The following is a 21747-nucleotide window of genomic DNA, read 5'->3' as shown; positions in this document are numbered from 1 at the left end:
CTAGACTTTCTCCTTTTTTACTAGGAAGGATATTAATAAATGGAAATTAGTGAAATCCAAAATGTGTTAGATGAACTCCAAAAAAGATTAAATCATTTCAGGAGGTCTCTTTGACTTAGATTCAATTAATGAGAGCATTGCCATCAACGAGCAAAAAATGGCAGAGCCTGACTTTTGGAATGATCAAGAAAATGCCCAAAAATTAATTGGCGAAACTAATATTTTAAAAGAAAAGCGGGATTCATTAGTCGAGCTTTCAGATAGCTTTGATGACGTGCGCACTGCCTTAGAATTAATCAAAGAAGATCCAGATCCAGAATTACAGCAAGAAATTTCTGACAATTTGGATGATCTACAAGAAAAATTCAAGAACTATGAACTTGATTTACTTTTATCTGGCGAATATGATGCTCATAATGCCTTGATGGAAATCCATCCAGGGGCTGGTGGAACAGAAGCAATGGATTGGGGTCAAATGTTGCTGAGGATGTACCAAAGATATTGCGAAAGTGATGGCTTTAAATTTGAAATTAATGATTATGAAGCCGGCGATGAAGCTGGATTGAAGAGTGTGAGTGTAAGAATTGTAGGTAGAAATGCTTACGGCATGCTGAAATCTGAACATGGTATTCACCGATTAGTCAGAATCTCTCCTTTCGATGCTGCGAAACGGCGACATACATCATTTGCTTCGGTAGAAGTAATTCCTGAGGTTGATGATAGCATCAAAATTGATATCGATCCTAAAGATTTACGAATTGATGTATATCGTTCTAGTGGTGCTGGTGGTCAGCATATTAACAAAACTTCTAGTGCGGTAAGAATTACCCACTTACCAACGGGAATTGTAACCACCTCACAAGCCCAAAGATCACAGTTACAAAACCGTGAAATGGCGATGAATGAACTGAAGGCTAAATTGTTCCACCTAGAAGAAGAAAAGAAGCGCCAAGAAAAAATGGCCTTAAAGGGAGAACAAAAAGAAAATGGTTGGGGCTCGCAAATTCGTTCTTATGTTTTTCATCCATACAATATGGTCAAAGATTTGCGCACAGGTTATGAAACTGCTGATACTAGTGGCGTAATGGATGGGAAATTACAGCCATTTATTTATGCTTATTTACAATGGTTATTAAGTCAGGAAAATCCTGAATAGGTGAAAAAATGACATTGGTTGAAATTATTATTTTAGTTGCTATTGCAGTGATTGTGTTGGCAATCTTACTAGCAGTTTTTAAGTTCTTGATTTTTTTAATTCCAGTTGCTGTCGTAGCGGTTGTAATTATTTGGTTATACTACAAGCTTACTGGTAAGAAAACTAACAAAGAGTTGAATTTCTATTGGCAAAAACCTAAAGATGAGGATTTTCCCTCTTCTGGTAGAAAAGAAGCTCGTGATGTCACAACCAAAGATGTAGATGATAATAATTAGAGGTTACAAAAATGGCTGAAACTGTAAGTTTAAGCAAGTTAATTGATGATTTGAGTGTAATTCACGTTTACCAGGGTAAGCAATATGTGGAGGATAAGAAGATTACGGTCAGCGATGTTTACCGTCCAGGGCTTGAGTTAACTGGCTATTTTGATTTTTATCCTAAGCAACGAATTCAATTATTGGGTAGAACTGAAATTTCTTATGCAGCTCGTCTTGATCATGATAGTCGAAAAACTGTATTTAAGAAAATGTGTACTGACGAAACTCCCTGTTTTCTAATTTCACGAGAATTGCCTATTCCAGAAGAATTGAAACATGAAGCAGAGAAGAGACATATTCCCATTCTGATTTCTGGCGAATCTACTACGTATTTATCGAGTATTTTGACAGACTATTTGCGTCAACGTTTAGCTGAAAGAACCAGTATTCATGGAGTTCTTGTTGAAATCAAGGGTATGGGGGTATTAATTGTTGGTGCCTCAGGAGTTGGAAAATCTGAAACAGCTCTTGGATTAGTTCAGCGGGGCAATCGTTTAATTGCGGATGACCGAGTTGATGTCTATCAAAAGAATCATGAAACGGTAGTTGGTGAGGCTCCTAAAATTCTAAAGCACTTGATGGAGATTAGAGGAATTGGCATCATCGATATTATGAATTTGTTTGGTGCAGGTGCAGTAAAACAACGGGCTGAAATTCAATTAGTAATCAATTTAGTTAACTGGGATAAAAATGCCAACTATGATCGTTTAGGCTTTGATGAAGCAACACGAGAAATCTGTAATGTAGAGGTTCCACAAGTTACGATTCCGGTAAAGGTTGGACGTAACTTGGAAATTATTATTGAAGTTGCAGCGATGAACTTTAGAGCTAAGAAAATGGGTTATGATGCCAGCAAGGTCTTTGATGAAAACTTGGCCAGCTTGATTGCTGATAATTCAAAGAAAGATAGTGAAAAGGGGCATTAGAAAAAATAATGATTAGTTTGGCTTTGAGCCCGATTGCTTTTCAGCTAGGAAGCTTATCAGTTAAGTGGTATGGCGTTATTATGGCAGTTGCAATAATATTGGCTACTACGATGGCAATAAGTGAAGGAAAAAAGCGACAGATAATTAGCGATGATTTTATTGATTTATTGTTGTGGGCAGTTCCACTTGGTTATGTTGGTGCAAGAATCTACTATGTAGTTTTTGAGTGGGGCTATTATTCGCAACATCCGGATCAAATTATTGCAATTTGGCAAGGTGGAATAGCGATCTATGGTGGATTGCTGGCAGGACTTGTAGTATTACTAGTCTTTTGCTATCGCAGGATGTTACCGCCATTTTTAATGCTTGATATTATTGCGCCAGGAGTGATGGCGGCTCAAATTTTGGGACGTTGGGGCAATTTTATGAATCAAGAAGCTCATGGTGGAGTAACCAGTTTAGCCTTTTTGCAAAGCCTACATTTGCCTAAATTCATTATTGATCAAATGTATATTAATGGGCATTACTATCAACCAACTTTTTTATATGAATCAGTGTTAAATCTTTTAGGATTGATTTTGATTTTGTCATTAAGACATCGAAAGGGACTTTTCAAACAAGGAGAAGTATTCTTGTTTTATGTGATTTGGTATGCTGTCGTGCGCTTCTTTGTGGAAGGATTGCGAACAGATAGCCTTTATATAGGTGGCTTTATTCGCGTGTCTCAGGCATTATCATTGGTACTGTTTTTTGCCGGAATTGGAATCCTGATCTATCGACGTGTAAAAGTGAAGCCAAAGTGGTATCTTGAAGGTAGTGGGTTAAAATACCCATATTCAAGAGTTTAAATAGGAATTAGATAAATAGAAAGTTTGAGAGAAGAAATGACTAAGATTGCAGTATTAGGGAATGGTTCTTGGGGCTCAGTTTTGGGTTCAATGTTAGCCGATAATGGTAATGATGTTACTTTTTATGGTAACAAGCCTGAAGTAAATCGTGAAATTAATGAAGAACATACAAATAAGCATTACATGAAGGATTGGAGTCTTAATCCTAATGCTTATGCAACTGATAATTTGGCAGAAGCACTTAAGGGTGCAGAAGTAGTGTTGTTTGTCTTACCAACAGCTGCCATTAGAATCGTTGCTAAAGAAGTTAAAAAGGTCTTGGATAAAACTGGTGAAACTCCATTATTAGTTACTGCTACTAAAGGAATTGAACCAGGAAGCAAAAAGCTAATTTCAGAAATTTTGACTGAAGAAATTTATCCTGAACATGAAGAAAGAATCGTTGCAATTTCAGGACCGAGTCATGCTGAAAATGTGGCGCAAAAAGACTTAACTGCAATTTCATGTGCATCAACCAGCAGCGAAAACGCTAAGCGTGTCCAAGAATTATTCTCAAATAGTTATGTACGTCTTTACACTAATGATGATTTAATTGGTGTAGAAGTAGGTGGTGCAGTTAAAAACGTAATCGCGATTGCTGCGGGAATTTTAGTTGGTAAGAACTACGAAGATAATGCCAAGGCAGCTTTAATGACTCGTGGACTTGCGGAAATAACTCGTTTAGGTGTTAATTACTTTGGTGCTAAACCAATGACTTTTAGTGGCTTATCCGGAATCGGTGACTTAATCGTTACTTGTACCTCAGTGAATTCACGTAATTGGCGTGCAGGTAAGCAAATTGGTGAAGGAAAGAGCCTTGATTACGTTTTGAAGAATATGGGTCAAGTTGTTGAAGGTGCTACTACTGTTAAAGCAGTTCACGAATTATGCGAGGAAAAAGGCATTGATATGCCAATTAGTGAAGCAATTTATCGTGTCCTTTATGAAAACAGTGATGTTGATGCTGAAATTAGCGAAATGATGGGTAGAGATCCAAAGCCTGAAATTCGCATCTAAGCAAAAAAATTGCAAAGTTCAAATTATGTGATATGATACTTGTAAAAAGTAAGTTACACATGAGGTGAGTCTATGACAGAACAAAAAGAGTATGATGTTATTATTATTGGTGCAGGTCCTGGTGGGATGACCGCAGCTGTTTATGCAGCTCGTGCAAACTTGAAGGTTTTGGTACTTGATCGTGGACCTTACGGCGGTGCAATGAATAACACCGATGCGGTTGACAACTATCCTGGTTTTGTCGATGTTAAAGGCCCAGAACTAGGCGAAAAAATGTATCAAACAATGATGAAGTTTGAACCAGAATTTGAATATGGCGATGTTCAAAGTGTCGAATTAGATGGCAACAAGAAGATCGTTAAGACTGATAATGGTGATTTTGTTGCTCCTGCATTAGTAATTGCCACTGGAGCCGATCATCGTAAGATCGGCGTACCTGGTGAAGAAGAATTTTCAGGACGCGGAGTTTCATACTGTGCCGTATGTGACGCACCATTCTTTAAGGGCGAAGATTTAGTAGTTGTCGGTGGTGGAGATTCAGCCATTGAAGAGGGAATTTACCTAACTCAATTGGCCAACTCAGTAACTGTAATTCACCGTCGCGATCAACTTCGTGCTCAACCAATTTTGCAAAAACGTGCTTTTGCAAATCCAAAGATGAAATTCATTTGGAATGCTCAAACTGAAGAAATCGTTGGTGACGATAATAAAGTTACTGCAGTTAAATACCGTGATAAAGAAACTGGTGAAGAAAAAGAAGTTCCTGCAGCAGGTGTATTTATCTATGTAGGTATCTTGCCACAATCAGATGCATTTAAGGGTCTTGGAATTCTTGATGAAAAAGGTTGGGTTGTTACTGACGAACAAATGCATACTAGCGTACCTGGTATTTTTGCATTAGGAGATGTTCGTGCAAAGCATTTGCGTCAAATTGCTAATGCTGTTGGTGATGGTAGTATTGCAGGACAAGAAGCTTACAATTATATTCAAAGCTTAAATGATTAATTATAGGTCTATCTCTGAAAAGAGATAGACTTTTTATTTATGCCTTGTATTACCGTTCAAAATAGATTAACTTATTTGTTAGGGATTATTGATTCGAATGGGATGGAATTTTGAAATTAGACATAAAAATATGTAGAAGTTGAGGCATTTATGAACGCTGAAGAATTATTTTTAGAATGGAAAAAATCAGATCGTTTACCTGATTATTTACGAGCACAATTGGAGACATTGGGTCAAGATCCTAAATGGATTGCCGATGCTTTTGGTCAAGAAATCAATTTTGGTACGGCTGGAATGAGAGGTCGGCTTGAACCAGGTATTAATCGGATTAACCTCTTTACAATTGCCAAAGTGACAGAAGGGATGGCACGATTAATCGAAGAAAACGGCGAAACTGCTAAAAAACGTGGTGTTGCGATTTCTTTTGACTCAAGATATCATTCTCGCGAATTTGCGGAACATGCTGCCAGAATTTTAGCAACACATGGTATTCAAGTTTATTTATTCGATGATTTACGGCCAACGCCTGAATTGTCTTTTGCCGTGCGTTATTTACACACGTTTGCAGGTATTAACATTACCGCTTCACATAATGCTAAACAATATAACGGTTATAAGGCATATGGTGAAGACGGGGCACAGATGGCGCCTGAGAATGCTGACAAATTATTTGCATATGCGCAAAAAGTTACTGATATTTTTAATATTAAAGTTGCTCCCATCGAGGAGTTATGTGCCAATGGAACTCTTAAATTGATTGGTGAAGATTTAGATCAAGCATATTTACAAGAACTACAACAAGTCACAATTGATCCTGAATTGATTAAAGCCAATGCTGACAAGCTAAAAATTATTTATACGCCACTTCATGGAACAGGAAAAATGCTCTATGAAAGAGCATTCCGTCAAGGCGGTTTTGACAATGTATTGCCAGTTCCTAGTCAAGCAATTATCGATCCAGAGTTTCCAACTACTAAGAAGCCAAATCCAGAGTTTCGCGATGTTTTTGAACCTGGATTTAAATTGGCTAATGAAGTAAATGCCAATGTTATTATCGCAACGGATCCCGATGCTGATCGAATGGGAGCAGCGGTTCGTCGTGAAGATGGCACTTTTCAAGTTTTGACAGGAAACCAAATTGCAACTTTGATGGCTAACTACTTATTAGTTCACCTTAAAGAAAGTGGTAAATTAACCGATGAATATGAACTAGTAACTTCAATAGTTTCAAGTGCTCTACCATTCAAGATTGCTAAAGCATATGGTATTAAAACCAAGTATGTTTTAACTGGATTTAAATATATCGGTGAAGAAGTTGACCGAATGAATAAGGCCCATGATGGCAAGTTCTTAATGGGCTTTGAAGAAAGTTATGGGTACTTGTTTAAGGCTTTTGCCCGCGATAAAGATGCTATGCAAGGTGCCTTAATGTTTGCCGAAGTAGCAACCTATTATGCCTCTAAAGGTAAGACCGTCTTTGATGGCTTGAAAGAAATTTGGCAAAAATATGGTGTTGCCTATGAAATTACCGAAGCTTATGAAATGCCGGGAATTGGTGGTCAAGCAAAGATGGCACAATTAATGGCCAAATTGCGTGAGGAACGACTAACTGAAATCAATGGTGTTAAGGTCGAGGAAACCCAAGATTATTTACTTCAAACTACGACCAAGGATGGTGTTGAAACTTCTTTAACTGGCTTCCCTAAATCGAATGTCTTGAAGTACTTCTTAGCTGATGAAACTTGGGTTGCTCTTAGACCATCCGGTACCGAACCAGTAATCAAAGCTTATGTTGGCGTTAACCAACCAACGATTCAAGCTGCTAAACAATTAGCTCAAGCTTATCAAAAGGCCTTAGAAGCATTGACTAAATAAGCAAAAAATTATTATTAGTGCTTAGACTGTAGTAAAATATATACATCAAAAGTTGGGCTTCCCAGTCCAGCTTTTTTTACAGTATAGGTTTTAAAATAAAGGGATGTTCTATGATTAAACGACAAAACAATCGTAAGTTTGAATTGGTTTCGAAGTTTAAGCCAGCTGGCGATCAACAAGAAGCGATTGATAGCTTGGTTTCTGGCTTTCAAAAGGGTTACAAGGAACAGATCCTTGAAGGAGCTACTGGTACTGGAAAAACCTTTACCATGGCCAATACTATTGCCAAATTGAATAAGCCAACACTAGTAATTTCTCATAATAAAACTCTTGTTGGTCAGCTTTATGGAGAATTTAAGAACTTCTTTCCCCACAATGCAGTTGAGTACTTTGTTTCTTACTATGATTATTATCAACCGGAAGCTTATGTACCTCAATCTGATACTTATATCGAAAAAGATTCAGCGATTAATGATGAAATTGATCAATTGCGACATGCTGCTACGAGTGCTTTGATGGAACGCAATGATGTTATTGTTGTGGCATCAGTATCATGTATCTACGGCTTGGGTGATCCTAAAGAATATGCAAGAAGCGTTTTAACGATTCATGAAGGTGACGAATATGAGCGCAATACTTTGTTGAAAGACTTGGTCAATATTCAATATGATCGAAATGATATTGATTTTCAACGTGGTCGGTTTCGTGTTCGTGGCGATGTGGTGGAAATCTTCCCTGCAGGAAATTCCAATCATGCTTATCGGATTGAATTTTTTGGTGATGAAATTGATCGCATCGTTGAAATCGACTCATTAACTGGAGAGGTATTGGGTGAGCGAGAAACAATTTCACTTTTCCCAGCCACGCACTTCATGACCAATGATGAGCAAATTAAACGTGCTTTAGCTGCAATCTCAGAAGAAATGAACCTTCAAGTCAAGAAATTTGAAGGCGAGGGAAAATTGCTGGAGGCTCAAAGAATTAAACAACGTACTACTTACGATATGGAAATGATCGGTGAAGTAGGTTTTACCAGCGGAATAGAAAATTATTCTCGTCACATGGAAGGCAGAAAGGCTGGAGAACCGCCGTATACCTTGCTAGATTTCTTCCCTGATGACTTCTTGATTTTAATCGATGAATCTCATGCTACTATGCCTGAAATACGGGCAATGTATAATGGAGACCGAAATCGTAAACAAACTTTGATTGATTACGGCTTTCGTTTGCCATCAGCTTTGGATAACCGGCCACTTAAGCTGGAAGAATTTGAAAAACATGTCAATCAAATTCTATATGTTTCGGCAACTCCCGGTGATTATGAGTTAAATCGAACTAGTCATAAAGTAGAACAGATAATTCGTCCGACTGGCTTGCTTGATCCTAAAATTGAGGTTAGACCAATTGAAGGTCAGATCGACGATTTGGTTGCGGAGATTAATTTGCGAATAGAGCGCAATGAACGAGTCTTTGTAACTACGCTTACCAAAAAGATGGCAGAAGATTTGACTGATTATTTGAAGGATCTTAGCATCAAGGTGCGTTATTTGCATTCGGATATTAAAACGTTAGAACGAATGCAGATATTAAGAGATCTGCGATTAGGAAAATTTGACGTACTGGTTGGTATTAACCTACTTCGAGAGGGAATCGACGTGCCAGAAGTATCTTTAGTGGCAATTCTTGATGCTGATAAAGAAGGCTTTTTACGGGCATATCGGCCATTAGTGCAAATCATGGGTCGTGCTGCTAGAAATGCTAATGGTGAAGTAATCATGTACGCTGATAATATGACTGATTCAATGAAAGCAGCAATTGATGCAACTAACCGCAGAAGAAGCATTCAGATGAAGTTCAATGAGGAACATGGTATTGTTCCTAAGACGATTATTAAGCCGGTTAGAGATGCCATTTCGGCGCTTAAAGCTACGAAAGATGATAAAGATAAGAAGTCTGATAGTTTTGCAGATCTTAACTTTGATGAGTTGACAGCTAAACAAAAGCAAACCATGATTAAGTCGTTAAGACAACAAATGCAAGAAGCTGCTAAAAAGTTGAATTTCGAAGAAGCTGCTAACTTGCGGGATGCAATTATAGAATTAGAAAATTCAAGCAGAGTTGTAAAGAAGAAAAAAGGTAAAGATTTCAATGGCAAATAATAAAATTACCATTCGCGGTGCACGAGAACATAATTTAAAGGATATTAATTTGACGATTCCTAAGGATAAACTGGTAGTCGTTACTGGCTTATCTGGTTCAGGAAAAAGTTCGCTAGCCTTCGATACTTTATATGCTGAAGGTAGAAGAAGATATGTTCAGTCGTTATCAAGTTATGCCAGACAATTTTTGGGTCAAATGGATAAGCCCGATGTTGATTCAATTGATGGCTTAAATCCAGCAATTTCAATTGATCAAAAAACCACCTCACATAATCCTCGTTCTACTGTAGGAACAGTTACCGAGATTAATGATTATCTAAGATTGTTATGGGCTAGAGTTGGTGTTCCTGTTTGTCCAAATGATGGGACAATCATTGAACGTCAAAGTGTGGATCAGATGGCTGATATCATTTTGGCGTTACCTGAGCGAAGCAAGATTCAAGTTTTGGCGCCAATCATTCGTCAAAAGCGCGGAGAGCATAAAGAAGTTTTTAAACGAGTACAACGATCTGGTTTTGTACGGGTGATCGTTGATGGCGAAATGCACGAAGTAACAGATGAGTTTGATCTTGATAAGAATAAGCGCCACTCGATTGATATTGTCGTTGATCGCTTGATTGTAAAAGCTGGCATTCGGTCACGTTTGTTTGATTCTATTGAAAGTGCATTGCGTCTAGCTGATGGGTATATGAATGTCGATGTTGTTGGTGGTGAAAAATTAGTCTTTTCAGAATATTATGCTTGTCCTCTTTGTGGTTTCACAGTAGGTGAAATGGAACCACGATTGTTTTCATTTAATGCTCCATTTGGTGCTTGCCCAGATTGTGATGGATTAGGGATGAAACTATCAGTTGATGAAGATTTAGTAGTTCCTGATAAGACTTTAACCTTGGCTCAAGGAGCATTAGCACCTTGGAAAGGTTCAAAATATTATACGCAAATGCTTGAACAAGCTTGTTCCGCCTTGAAGATCCCAATGGATAAGCCGTTCAATAAGTTGACTGCCCGTCAAAAGGAAATGATTTTGCGAGGTGCAAAAAAGGAAATTAGTTTCCACTTAGATGGCGATTTTGGTGTAAATGATACCACGCAAGCATTTGAAGGCGTGTTGAATAATGTTGATCGTCGTTATCATCATCCGATGTCGCAATTCATGCGGGATGTGATGGGTAAATATATGACAGAATTAACTTGTTCAACCTGCCACGGCAAGCGTTTGAATGAAAAAGCATTAGCGGTAAAAGTTGCTGGCAAAGACATTGCGGAAGCTTCTGAATTACCTATCAGCAAGGCAGAAAAATTTTTCAAAGAAATAAAATTTAATGAACAGAAGACAGCGATTGCTAAACCGATCTTAAAAGAAGTACGGGACCGGCTATCGTTCTTAAATAGTGTTGGTCTTGATTATTTAACTCTATCGCGATCGGCTAATACCCTTTCTGGTGGGGAAGCTCAACGTATTAGATTAGCAACGCAAATTGGCTCAAATCTTTCTGGGGTAATGTATGTTCTTGATGAACCTTCGATTGGTTTACATCAAAGAGATAATGATCGGTTAATTGCTTCATTAAAACGAATGCGTGATTTGGGCAATTCATTGATTGTAGTTGAGCATGATGATGAAACTATGCGCCAAGCTGATTATTTGGTTGATATGGGACCAGGTGCTGGAGTTTATGGTGGCGAGGTAATGGCTGCTGGTACACCTGAAGAAGTAGCTAATAACCCTAAATCATTGACCGGTCAGTATCTATCTGGTAAAAAATTTGTTCCGGTGCCTCTTACAAGACGCAAAGGGAATGGTAAGAAGATCACCATCAAGGGAGCAAGTGAAAACAATTTAAAGGATATTGATGTTGCGTTTCCTTTAGGAAAATTAGTAGTTGTTACAGGGGTTTCTGGTTCAGGAAAATCAACTTTGGTAAATATGATTTTAAAGCGGGTACTTGCGCAAAAATTAAATCACAATTCAACTAAACCAGGTAAGTTTAAGAAGATTACGGGTTACGAAAATATTGAAAAAATCATTGATATCGATCAAAGTCCAATCGGTCGTACGCCAAGAAGTAACCCAGCAACATATACTAGCGTGTTTGATGATATTAGAACTTTATTTGCTCAAACAAATGAAGCCAAAATGCGGGGCTATACTAAGGCACGGTTTTCTTTCAATGTTAAAGGAGGCCGTTGTGAGGCTTGCCATGGTGATGGAATCATCAAGATCGAAATGAATTTCTTACCTGATGTTTATGTTCCTTGTGAGGTATGTCATGGCCATCGCTATAATTCAGAAACGCTTGAAGTAACATACCGGGAAAAGAATATTTCCCAAGTTCTAGATATGACTATCAATGAAGCTACTAAATTTTTCTCAAATATTCCTAAAATCGAACGTAAGCTTCAGACAATCGTAGATGTTGGTTTAGGTTATATCAAGTTGGGACAACCTGCAACCACTCTTTCTGGTGGAGAAGCTCAAAGAATGAAATTAGCAGCCGAACTGCAAAAGCTATCTACGGGCAAGAATTTTTATATTCTTGATGAACCAACGACAGGGCTCCACACTGAAGATATCAAACGATTAATGACGGTTTTACAGCGTCTAGTTGATGAAGGTAATACGGTATTAATTATTGAACATAATCTTGATGTGATTAAATGCGCAGATTGGTTGATTGATTTAGGTCCCGAAGGTGGCGAAGGTGGTGGCCAAATCGTGGCTACAGGTACACCAGAGGAACTAGTTAAGGTTGAAGGTAGTTATACTGGCAAGTACTTAAAACCAATCCTATTAAGAGATACTAAATTAACTAAAGAAGCTGAGCGGTAAAAATAGTAGAATATATATAGGGGGTTATTAACTATGTATAATTTTTCTTATAATCGCGACAATGGCGGCTTTGACTGGGGTGCATTAATCTCAGGGATTTTAATGGTAATTGTCGGATTGTTGTTGTTAAGACATCCAGATAAAGGACTGCAGGCTTTTGTCTTGATTTTTGGAATTTTATCTATTGTTCAAGGGGTTGTGTGGTTAGCTGGATATTTCAGATTTAGATTATTATTCCAGCACAGTTGGGCAGCTCTAGTCGCCGGAATTCTAGATATTTTAGTCGGGATAATGTTCTTAGGCTCATATGAGTTTGGTGGCTTAACTTTAGCATTTCTATTTGCAACTTGGTTCATGGTTGATTCAATTGTGGGAATTGTGTTTGCATGGCACTTAAAATTTATTTCCAACACCTACTTTATCTTTAATTTGATCATGAATATTTTGAGTTTAATTATTGCTTTTATGCTAGTACTAAATCCGGTTTTAGCGATTCTAAGTTTAATATGGCTAGTGGCATTCTGGTTGATTGTAACTGGGGTAAATCTAGTTGTAGTTGCTTGGATGCATCGGTAATGAATCAAACTGAGTCAAACTTGGTTTGATTCTTTTTTTGATGATAATTTCACCAAATGAAACACCCGGCTATGATATAATATTTCTGAAACGGAGGCTTTTTTATGACGGAAGAGAAAAAGCAGTTGCTTATTGTTACGGGTATGAGTGGTGCAGGTAAGACAGTTACAGCTCACGCACTTGAAGATATGGGATATTTTGTGGTGGACAACTTGCCTCCTACTTTATTGGGCAGTTTTTGGGATTTAATGATTAATTCTAACGATTTCCAAAAGGTAGCGGTCGTTATCGATTTGCGAGTTAAGAGCTTCTACAAAGATTTGTTGAATGAAGTAAATTCTCTTGAAGATAATGGTAAGGTGCAGGCAGTTATTGTGTTCTTGGATTCTTCTGATGATACTTTAGTTGCTCGTTACAAAGAAACCCGGCGCTTGCCACCACTAGCTACTAGTGGTCGTTTGCTTGATGGCATTCAAGAAGAAAGAAGAATTTTGGCGCCGATTAAGAATCGGTCAAACTACTTGATCGATACTTCTAGTTTGTCGACTAAAGAGTTAAGACAAAAATTGTTATCGACTTTTAGTGAACATGAACGTCAACCATTCTCAATTGAGGTAATGTCATTTGGTTTTAAATATGGGATGCCAATTGATGCAGATATCGTAATGGATGTAAGATTTTTGCCAAATCCATTCTATATTCCAGAATTGCGTCCTTTTACTGGATTGGATAAACGAGTTTTTGACTATGTAATGGAAAAAGATGAAACTCATGTTTTCTACCAAAAGCTGTTGGAATTATTACAGACGGCAATTCCAGGATATATTGCTGAAGGTAAGGAAAAATTAACTATTGCAATTGGATGTACGGGTGGACAACACCGGAGTGTTTCAATTGCCCAACAATTGGCAAGAGATCTTGCCAAAGATTATCCGGTAGATATTACTCACCGCGAGATTAGTCGGTATATCAGAAAGTAGGTGTAGGCTGTGGCTTATGGTGAAAATCGAATTATTCGCGTTATTAAGGGGAGAAGACCACGCGTAGTCGTAATCGGTGGAGGAACCGGCTTACCAGTTGTATTAAATGCCCTTAAAGATCAAAATGCTGAAATTACGGCAATCGTAACTGTTTCAGATGATGGTGGCTCATCTGGTTCAATTAGAAACTTTATTAACGTAGTTCCACCTGGTGATATTAGAAATGTTCTTGTCTCATTAAGTGACTTATCCCAAGAAGAAAAAGAAATTTTCCAATATCGTTTTGACTCTTCTGATTCTTTCTTTTCAGGACATGCGATTGGAAATTTGGTCATTGCAGCTTTGAATGAAATGCATGGAAATATTTTTGAAGCAGTACAAATTCTGTCAAAAATGATGCATGTTGATGGTCATGTCTTTCCAGCTTCCAACGAACCATTGACATTAAACGCAGAATTCGTTGATGGTAGTATTCAAGCTGGAGAAACTGAAATTACGGCTTTAGATAAGCGAATTAAACGGGTTTGGGTAACTGATACGGACTCGGACGAAGAGCCAAGAGCCGTACTGCCAGTTTTAGCTACAATTATGCAAGCTGATGCAGTTGTGTTAGGACCAGGAAGTTTATTTACTTCGATTTTACCTAATTTAATGATTAGCAATTTAGGGCAAGCTGTTAGAGAAACTAAAGCAGAAGTGATTTACATCTGCAATATAATGACTCAGCAAGGCGAAACCGATCATTTTAGTGATGCCGATCATGTTCGCGTAATCAATGAACATTTAGGTGGACATTATATTAATACTGCTTTAGTAAATGGGGCCAAGATTGATATGAGCAAGTTCCATCCTGAAGATTATGATGCCTATCTTGAGCCAGTAAGAAATGATTTTGCGGGATTAAGGGCTCAGGAATGTCGTGTGATAACTGATGATTTCATTGATCAACGTCATGGACTGGTATTTCACGATGGTAAAAAAGTCGGGAAAGAGATTATCAATTTGGCATTTGAAGCAATGTCACGTAGAAGGTTGGATGAAAATTAATGGCAAGTTATGCAAGTGATGTAAAAAAAGAATTAACAGCGTTAGAACTTCATCCTGAGCATGCCAAAGCCGAATTAGCAGCTTTCTTGCGGATGAATGGGGTCCTGAACTTGCATGACCACCAGTTTAGTTTGGATATTACTACAGAAAATCCAGCGATTGCTCGAAGAATTTTTAAGTTAATTAAAGTTGCCTTTAAAATTGAACCATTATTGATTGTTTCGAGAAAAATGAAACTGAAGAAAAATAATCAATATTTGGTTCGATTGCAACGTAATGTAAAAGAAATTTTAGAAGAACTGCAAATATGGGATGACCAGGAAGGCTTTGTAACTCACGTTCCTAGTCGAATTATGGCTTCAAGAGAAGGAGCAATGTCATATTTACGAGGCGCATTTTTAGCAGGAGGTAGCGTCAATAATCCAGAAACCAGTCGCTATCATTTGGAGATTTATTCAACATATGAGGATCATAATGATGGCTTGGCAGAATTGATGAATAAATACTTCTATTTAAATGCGCGAACAACAAGTAGAAGACGTGGATATATTGTTTATATCAAAGAAGCTGAAAAGATTGGCGATTTCTTACATATTGTTGGGGCATTGAATGCTATGCTGGCGTTTGAAGATTTACGAATTATGCGCGATATGCGCAATTCGGTTAATCGCTTGGTAAATTGTGATACGGCCAACTTGAAAAAGACGGCTTCAGCAGCAGCTAAGCAAATTGAAGATATTGAATTAATTGATAAAAAACAGGGTTTGGATAGTTTACCTGAAAAATTAGCTACTTTAGCAAGATTTAGACTAAAACATCCAGAATTATCCCTAAAAGAATTAGCGATGCAAGTTCCTGATGGACCAATTTCAAAGTCGGGAGTAAATCACCGGTTTAAGAAATTGAAAGAAATTGCAGCTAATTTACGGACAGAAGAATAGATAGATAACTCAAGAGATCATAGAATAGTTGTGGCTCTTGAGTTTTTGATTTAATCGCAAAAACAAAAAATGATTGATAAACAGCGTTTTAGCGCAGTTATCAATCATTTTTAAATAGTTTTAGCTTACTTCTTCTTGTTAACCATGATTTCGTCGATCAAGCCATATTCCTTAGCTTGTTCAGCAGTCATGTAGTTGTCGCGTTCAGTATCCTTAAGAATCTTTTCAATTGGTTGACCAGTAGTTTCATGTAAAATCTGGTTCAACTTCTTACGACTCTTCAAGATTTCTTCAGCAGCGATTTGAATATCAGTTTGTTGACCTTGAGCTCCACCTAATGGTTGGTGAATCAAAACAGTTGAATTTGGCAATGCAAATCTCTTGCCCTTAGTACCTGAAGTCAACAAAATTGAAGCCATTGAAGCAGCCATACCAATAGCAATAGTTGATACATCTGACTTAATGAAATTCATAGTGTCCATGATAGCTAAACCTGAAGTGATCACACCACCAGGAGAATTGATGTAAAGTGAAATATCTTTAGTGTTATCTTGTGCGTCAAGGAATAGTAATTGGGCAATAATTGAGTTTGCCATTTGGTCGTTGATTTCGCCACTAAGCATGATAATACGGTCTTTTAATAACCGTGAGTAAATGTCATATGCACGTTCGCCACGAGCAGTTTGTTCAATAACTGTAGGTACAAGCATAATTTACCTCCTAAAATACAATTAGCACTCTCATGAGTACAGTGCTAATTAAAACACTAACATTTCATAATGTCAATTAAGATGTATCGCATTTGTATTTTTCTTGTTACTTTTTTATATTACAATAGTAAATATGACAAGAATAATTAATAGGAGTTTTAGGAGGATATCATGAAGCTTAAAAACATTTTCGTCGCTGGCTCAGCTCTAGCACTTAGCTTAGGCTTTTTAGCCGATGTTAACTACCATGTTTCAGCTGATGAGAAAGATACCAGTGCCAAATCTGGTGAAGTTGATGCAACAGATAGTGTTAAGAAACAAAAAGGTGATATCTTAACTAGCTATAGTTTAATGACCAAAGTTGCTGGCAATAAAAACTATAAAGTTTGGAAAGTTATCAATAAAGGTAAACCCCAAGGCAAGGTAGCTGATGGAATTGATTTCAGATATAGTCATATTCAATCAACTCAAAGTATTAAGACTAGTAAATATACTTACTGGTTTATCTATGTTAATGGTCGTCCAGTAGGATGGGTAAACCAAAATTACTTTGCTCGCAATGCTATTGCCGTACCAAAGACTGTTTCACTTGTTAGAAATGAAAATGCGTTGTTTGATAGTAGGGATGCAATTAGCTATGCCACTGATGCAACGGGTACAGTAGTTGATAATTCTGAAGTCTCAGTTTCAAGAGATAGCGTTAGTTGTACGGACCCTAAGACTTACAAGATCAAATATAGCATCGGCGATACCACTGAAACAGTTAAAGTTACAGTCAGAAAGAGTACTCGTGAAGGTATTGGTGATGCTAACGCTGTTCAAGGTCAAAATGGCGTAAGTGATCTTAAGAGTTGGAAGTCTCACTATGGTTCATCATTGAACTATATTAGTCCTAGAGAATACCAACCAGAAACTAAATTACATACATTTACGACTGAAGATCTCAGCTTGACTACTAGATTGTATCAACCAGTTTTATTGAGTGTTAAGACAGATACCGATGATGGTAATATTAACCGTGTTGGTCACATTCCAGAAGGTGTAACTGTTTCAAATGGCTGGGCTTACACTAGTTTATTGAGTCACACCAACTTACTTCAAGGTCATATTGTTGGTTACAACTTGGAAGAATTAACAGATCCATTTGAAACTCAAAATCTTTTGACTATGCCACTAAAAGATTTTATTAACTATGCTAAGAATATCAAGGTAAGCCCATATATTCCAATTGGTCACGGTCAAGCAATGGGTGCAACCGACAAATATATTTATGTATTAGTAAACGATCATAGTGAAAAGTTAAGTAACGATTCTGAAGAATTGATTCAAATTCGTAAGAGCGACATGTTGATCAACAAGATCTGGACAATTAAATGCTGGAATGGTAGTCAAGATGCACCACGCTACTTCCAAAATGCAGTGATAACTTCTGATTACCAAATGTACGGATTATACTATGATCCACAAAGCAGTCGTTACGAGTATTGGGAACTTAACCGTACTGGTGACAACTGGTATCCACAAATCGTTGGTGCCACTAAAGGAACTTTAGTAGGTGATGGTTCACCAGTTCAAGGATTTACTTATGATCCAAAGAACCAAAACTTCTATATTGCCTTCAATGATCTTTTGGTAAAGCTTAGTCGTTCAGGAGAGTTCCAAAAGTCATATGCGGTGACAACGGGTAGAGAAATTGAAGGTATTTCAGTATCAAATGATCGCTTATACATCAATTTAGCACAGCGTGCAGAATTGCTTGAAAGCAATAAGTTAAGATAAACAACAAGAAAAACGGTCCCATGAGGGCCGTTTTTTGTCTACAAATTTTTCTTATGTTTTAGTTTAGCTTGGCAACTAGGACAGATGCCGAAGATTTCCAAGTGGCTACTGGAAGTAATATATCCTGTTTGTTCTTCTGCGTTTTCACGCATTTTGTTTTCAATTTCATCAAAATTAGGGTAGAAAACATCAGCAATTCGTCCACAATTTTTGCAAATAATGTGAAAGTGAGGTTCAACAAAGAAATCATAATGACTGGAATTATCGCCATTCTTGATTTCGATCACGATCCCAACTTCGATTAAAGAATTCAGAGTATTATAGATCGTAGCTCGATTTAAGTGATCATCCTCAGCTACAAGTGCACGGTAAATCATATCGGCTGTGGGATGATTGTGATTCTCCATTAAGTAGTTAAGAATTTTAAGTCTGGGCCTAGTTGCTTTAAGTTGATGTTGATGTAGTAAGTCGGCTGCCTTTAATTCTGTCATAAATTTCACCAGCTTTCAGTTTTTATCTACTATCTAGTTTACCATCAACCATAAAAAAACGCCTGTAAAAAGGTATTTTCCTTGAAAAAATACGTGCTTCCTTTTATCATTTTTAGCAGACAATGTTAAAAGCAATATTAAATATTAAAGATAAAAACAGCTTATTTGAGGAATAATAATGAATATTGGTAGTGAGTTGAAGAAAGTAAGAGAAGAATTGGGACTTAGCCAAGAAAAAATGGCAGGTAATGTATTGACAAAATCTTATTATTCAAAAATTGAACGAGGAGAATATGAAATAAAAGCCTGCGATTTGAAAGAGATTTTAAGTTTACACGGTATAAAAACCTCAGATTTTTTTGAATCACTTGAGAGTAAAGAAAGTTGGTTAAATATGAATATTATTTAGATCGTTTAAGAATAAGTTTTTATAAAGATGACTTAAATTCAATCAAGGATATAAAACTCAAACTCGAAAATGAACATCAAACTAGAGAAGTAAGGACACTTCTGGCTCATACAATACTATTAGAATCTAATCTGAAAAATACAGTATCTGAGCTACCTAGTGATAAAGTTAATCTAATAAAAAGGGTTATTTTTGAGGTGGAGAATTGGAATAAGTATAATTTACGTTTATTTTCGATGGCAATGAGTTTGTTTGAAATTAATGAAGTAAATACAATAATAAAATCTATTCTAGACAAGTATGATCAAAAAAATAGGGAATATAGAGAATTGATTCATGCCATTTTGGTAAATTATTTAAATATGGCATTTACTCATCGAAGTAAAGACAAAAGTATAATCCAGTTTGTCCTTCTTAAATTGAAACAAATGGATCCACAACCGCAAAATTATTTTGCATTAATCATGTGTAATTATTATGATCATCTGCTTAATAAGGAATATGAAGATACACGAATGGTATTAGATTTTTTGAATAAGATAGGTCTAAAGGACTTCGTTAAAAAAGTATACAAAAGGAAATTATAGTGGTAATTGAACAATAGTAATTTTTGGGTGTCTGTAGGTTATAAAATACTTTTTTATATAAAAATCATTGTCATTGAGAAGGTCATGAATAGTAATTTACCATAAATTTTATTGGTTTCATCAAAAAAATTTTTGTAAGTATAAATAATAGTGTCGCATATGACACTTTATAAAGGGTAAGTCGATTGATCAGTAGAATATAGTAAAAATCTATCTAATAAATATGTCTCTTCTATCTCTTTGTTTAATAAAGAAGAGACATGGTTAATATCATCAGATATACAGAATGTTGATTTCAACTCTGTATCTGGAACAATAACTTGGAATGTGGAGGAGTGGAAAAGATAATGATTATTGAAACTAATGGCCTCTCGAAAAAATACAAGAAGATTAAGTCTAAAGGCTTATTGAAAAAAGAATACATCGACTACTCGGCGGTTAATAACATTACCTTGTCGATTGAAAAAAACGAACACATCGGCTTGGTGGGATTAAATGGCTCAGGAAAATCTACTTTAATAAAAATGATCTTGGGCATCCTGCAGCCAACGGGAGGAGAAGTAAAGACTTTCGATCGCGATCCAGTCAAGTTTAGGCAAAAAAATGCCATGCACATAGGAATCGTCTTTGGCCAAAGAAGCCAATTGCGCTGGGATTTACCTCCGATTGATACTTTCAAGCTGAATAGAGAGATTTATCGAATTCCCGTTGACGTTTATGAAGAGCGGCTTGCTAGATTGACTAAATTGCTGGATGCAGCTGAATTTCTGTATCAACCGGTTAGAACCCTAAGTCTTGGTCAACGCATGAAGGCGGAATTTATCGCTGCCTTGATCCATGATCCAGAGCTAATTATCTTGGATGAGCCAACGATTGGACTGGACGTAGTGACCAAGAACAGCATCGTAAGCTTTTTGAAGACTTTGACCGATAAGACGATCATCTTTACCTCTCACGATTTAGAAGAAGTAGAAAAGGTATGTTCACGGGTAATCATTCTTAATCGGGGCAAATTGGTTTTAGACAAGTCGATCGCAGAAGTAGAAAAGCTAGATACGCCAACTACTATAAAATTCACTACTCAAGACGATCTAAGCAAAATTCAAGGCAAGCTTGAAATTCGAAAGGTTTCAGACAGCAGCTACGAAGTCGCTGATATCGCCAGCGATGAAGTTAAGAACACGCTTAGTTTGATCACTGGCCAATTGGACATCCAGCATATTGAAGTCAAGCGATCGAAATTGGAGTACTTGCTTGAACAAACCGCAGAAAGAAGGGATAACTTTGAAAGCTAGAGGAATGCTTATGAGCATGGGATTTAAAAAGGGATTCTCTTCTAGATACGCCTTAGTATTCTACTTGGGCTCGATCCTAATCTCGATTACCATTCAGTTCTTTTTATGGAAGGCCGTTTTAGTAAACAAGCCTGAAGTTGAGTTCAAGCAGACCATCAGCTACTTGGTCTTGATGCAGTTCTTGAGCATGGCTTTCCCAAAAAGCAGCTATGAGCTCAACGATGAGATCAAATCTGGAGACATGGCCTTAAGCTTGTTGAAGCCGATTAGCCTGGAGAATAAGTTCTTCTGGGAAGGCTTGGGGTACTCCTTGGCTAAGGTTGTGGTAATTGGATTAGTGGAAATCGTCATCTATTTCTTGTTGGTTCCCCATGCAGTAACCGTTTTGTCCGTCTTAATGGTGTGCGTAGCGATTGCCTTGGCGTACACGCTGTATTTTGAAATCGAGCTGATTTTGGGAACTTTTGCCTTTTATACCTACAGCATCTGGGGCATCGCCACTTTTAAATCGGCTATCTTGTTGATCCTATCGGGAAACATCTTCCCAGTGGAGTATTACCCCAGCTTTATTAGATCCTTGTCGGATATTCTGCCTTTCCAATATTCGTTTGGGGCAGTAGGGCTATTGTCTCAGAATCCTAGCCTTGACTTGTTTACGAAGATCGTGCTGATTCAGCTGTTTTATATCGTCGTCTTTCATTTTATTTACCTGGGCCTCTTTAACAGGGCTGTTAAGTCGGTTGTAATTCAAGGAGGGTAG

General features: G+C 37.2%; 20 protein-coding genes. 18 read left to right on the top strand and 2 right to left on the bottom strand.

The genetic code is table 11. The features are described from left to right. Window positions 1–39: 39 nt before the first annotated feature. The 13 genes from prfB to whiA all read left to right on the top strand — a co-directional run bounded on the left by prfB (window position 40) and on the right by whiA (window position 15716). A protein-coding gene (gene prfB, locus BN52_RS06140) for a peptide chain release factor 2 (protein ID WP_156640919.1) occupies window positions 40–1156 on the top strand; the annotation gives its coding sequence in 2 pieces (ribosomal slippage) (window positions 40–111 and window positions 113–1156; 1116 coding nt in all). 8 nt (window positions 1157–1164) lie between these two features. Further along, window positions 1165–1431 carry a hypothetical protein gene (locus BN52_RS06135; protein ID WP_008473509.1) on the top strand — a complete coding sequence of 89 codons (267 nt, stop codon included), beginning with the start codon at window positions 1165–1167 and terminating at the stop codon, window positions 1429–1431. An 11-nt stretch (window positions 1432–1442) separates the two neighbouring features. Continuing rightward, window positions 1443–2399 (top strand): HPr(Ser) kinase/phosphatase, encoded by a 957-nt coding sequence (gene hprK, locus BN52_RS06130; protein WP_008473508.1) that lies wholly within the window; start codon window positions 1443–1445, stop codon window positions 2397–2399. Window positions 2400–2407: 8 nt separating this feature from the next. Next, window positions 2408–3247, top strand: a complete 840-nt coding sequence (gene lgt, locus BN52_RS06125; protein WP_008473507.1) for a prolipoprotein diacylglyceryl transferase — start codon at window positions 2408–2410, stop codon at window positions 3245–3247. A gap of 36 nt (window positions 3248–3283) precedes the next feature. Beyond that, complete coding sequence (locus tag BN52_RS06120; RefSeq protein ID WP_008473506.1) at window positions 3284–4303, top strand: NAD(P)H-dependent glycerol-3-phosphate dehydrogenase; 1020 nt, start codon at window positions 3284–3286, stop codon at window positions 4301–4303. A gap of 72 nt (window positions 4304–4375) precedes the next feature. Further along, window positions 4376–5308 carry a thioredoxin-disulfide reductase gene (trxB, locus tag BN52_RS06115; protein WP_008473505.1) on the top strand — a complete coding sequence of 311 codons (933 nt, stop codon included), beginning with the start codon at window positions 4376–4378 and terminating at the stop codon, window positions 5306–5308. Between the two features lie 150 nt (window positions 5309–5458). Then, the gene (locus BN52_RS06110) at window positions 5459–7183 is read left to right on the top strand and encodes a phospho-sugar mutase (protein WP_008473504.1); all 1725 of its coding nucleotides are present in this window, start codon (window positions 5459–5461) and stop codon (window positions 7181–7183) included. A gap of 110 nt (window positions 7184–7293) precedes the next feature. Beyond that, window positions 7294–9342 carry an excinuclease ABC subunit UvrB gene (gene uvrB, locus BN52_RS06105; RefSeq protein WP_008473502.1) on the top strand — a complete coding sequence of 683 codons (2049 nt, stop codon included), beginning with the start codon at window positions 7294–7296 and terminating at the stop codon, window positions 9340–9342. After that, window positions 9332–12172 carry an excinuclease ABC subunit UvrA gene (gene uvrA, locus BN52_RS06100; protein WP_008473501.1) on the top strand — a complete coding sequence of 947 codons (2841 nt, stop codon included), beginning with the start codon at window positions 9332–9334 and terminating at the stop codon, window positions 12170–12172. The genes uvrB and uvrA overlap by 11 nt, the downstream gene beginning before the upstream one ends. 33 nt (window positions 12173–12205) lie before the next feature. Beyond that, window positions 12206–12748, top strand: a complete 543-nt coding sequence (locus BN52_RS06095) for an HdeD family acid-resistance protein (protein ID WP_008473500.1) — start codon at window positions 12206–12208, stop codon at window positions 12746–12748. Between the two features lie 104 nt (window positions 12749–12852). Further along, window positions 12853–13728: an RNase adapter RapZ gene (rapZ, locus tag BN52_RS06090; protein WP_008473499.1), complete on the top strand. Its 876-nt coding sequence runs from the start codon at window positions 12853–12855 to the stop codon at window positions 13726–13728. Between the two features lie 9 nt (window positions 13729–13737). Beyond that, the gene (locus tag BN52_RS06085) at window positions 13738–14775 is read left to right on the top strand and encodes a gluconeogenesis factor YvcK family protein (protein WP_008473498.1); all 1038 of its coding nucleotides are present in this window, start codon (window positions 13738–13740) and stop codon (window positions 14773–14775) included. Continuing rightward, window positions 14775–15716 carry a DNA-binding protein WhiA gene (gene whiA / locus BN52_RS06080; protein ID WP_008473496.1) on the top strand — a complete coding sequence of 314 codons (942 nt, stop codon included), beginning with the start codon at window positions 14775–14777 and terminating at the stop codon, window positions 15714–15716. Before BN52_RS06085 ends, whiA begins: the two co-directional genes overlap by 1 nt. Window positions 15717–15841: 125 nt before the next feature. Here whiA and clpP read toward each other — a convergent pair whose 3' ends face one another. Beyond that, window positions 15842–16426, bottom strand: a complete 585-nt coding sequence (gene clpP, locus BN52_RS06075) for an ATP-dependent Clp endopeptidase proteolytic subunit ClpP (RefSeq protein WP_008473495.1) — start codon at window positions 16424–16426, stop codon at window positions 15842–15844. A 171-nt stretch (window positions 16427–16597) separates the two neighbouring features. Here clpP and BN52_RS06070 point away from each other — a divergent pair, with 171 nt between their 5' ends. Further along, window positions 16598–18205: an SH3-like domain-containing protein gene (locus BN52_RS06070; protein WP_008473494.1), complete on the top strand. Its 1608-nt coding sequence runs from the start codon at window positions 16598–16600 to the stop codon at window positions 18203–18205. Window positions 18206–18243: 38 nt separating this feature from the next. On the opposite strand, the gene BN52_RS06065 is transcribed toward BN52_RS06070, so the two are convergent. Further along, window positions 18244–18696, bottom strand: a complete 453-nt coding sequence (locus tag BN52_RS06065) for a Fur family transcriptional regulator (protein WP_008473493.1) — start codon at window positions 18694–18696, stop codon at window positions 18244–18246. A gap of 178 nt (window positions 18697–18874) precedes the next feature. Here BN52_RS06065 and BN52_RS06060 point away from each other — a divergent pair, with 178 nt between their 5' ends. The 4 genes from BN52_RS06060 (at window position 18875) to BN52_RS06045 (ending at window position 21747) form a co-directional block, all read left to right on the top strand. Next, window positions 18875–19105 carry a helix-turn-helix domain-containing protein gene (locus BN52_RS06060; protein ID WP_008473492.1) on the top strand — a complete coding sequence of 77 codons (231 nt, stop codon included), beginning with the start codon at window positions 18875–18877 and terminating at the stop codon, window positions 19103–19105. Continuing rightward, a complete protein-coding gene (locus tag BN52_RS06055; RefSeq protein WP_008473491.1) occupies window positions 19081–19692 on the top strand; it encodes an Rgg family transcriptional regulator in 612 nt (203 codons plus the stop codon). The genes BN52_RS06060 and BN52_RS06055 overlap by 25 nt, the downstream gene beginning before the upstream one ends. A 347-nt stretch (window positions 19693–20039) precedes the next feature. Next, window positions 20040–20987, top strand: a complete 948-nt coding sequence (locus BN52_RS06050; protein ID WP_008473490.1) for an ABC transporter ATP-binding protein — start codon at window positions 20040–20042, stop codon at window positions 20985–20987. Next, window positions 20947–21747: an ABC transporter permease gene (locus BN52_RS06045; protein WP_008473488.1), complete on the top strand. Its 801-nt coding sequence runs from the start codon at window positions 20947–20949 to the stop codon at window positions 21745–21747. Before BN52_RS06050 ends, BN52_RS06045 begins: the two co-directional genes overlap by 41 nt.

Origin of the sequence: Lactobacillus gigeriorum DSM 23908 = CRBIP 24.85 (assembly GCF_000296855.1) — a bacterium.
GTDB classification, from domain to species: Bacteria; Bacillota; Bacilli; order Lactobacillales; family Lactobacillaceae; genus Lactobacillus; species Lactobacillus gigeriorum.
The sequence above is the reverse complement of the archived record's forward strand: the minus strand, read 5'-3'. Positions and strand labels throughout refer to the sequence as shown.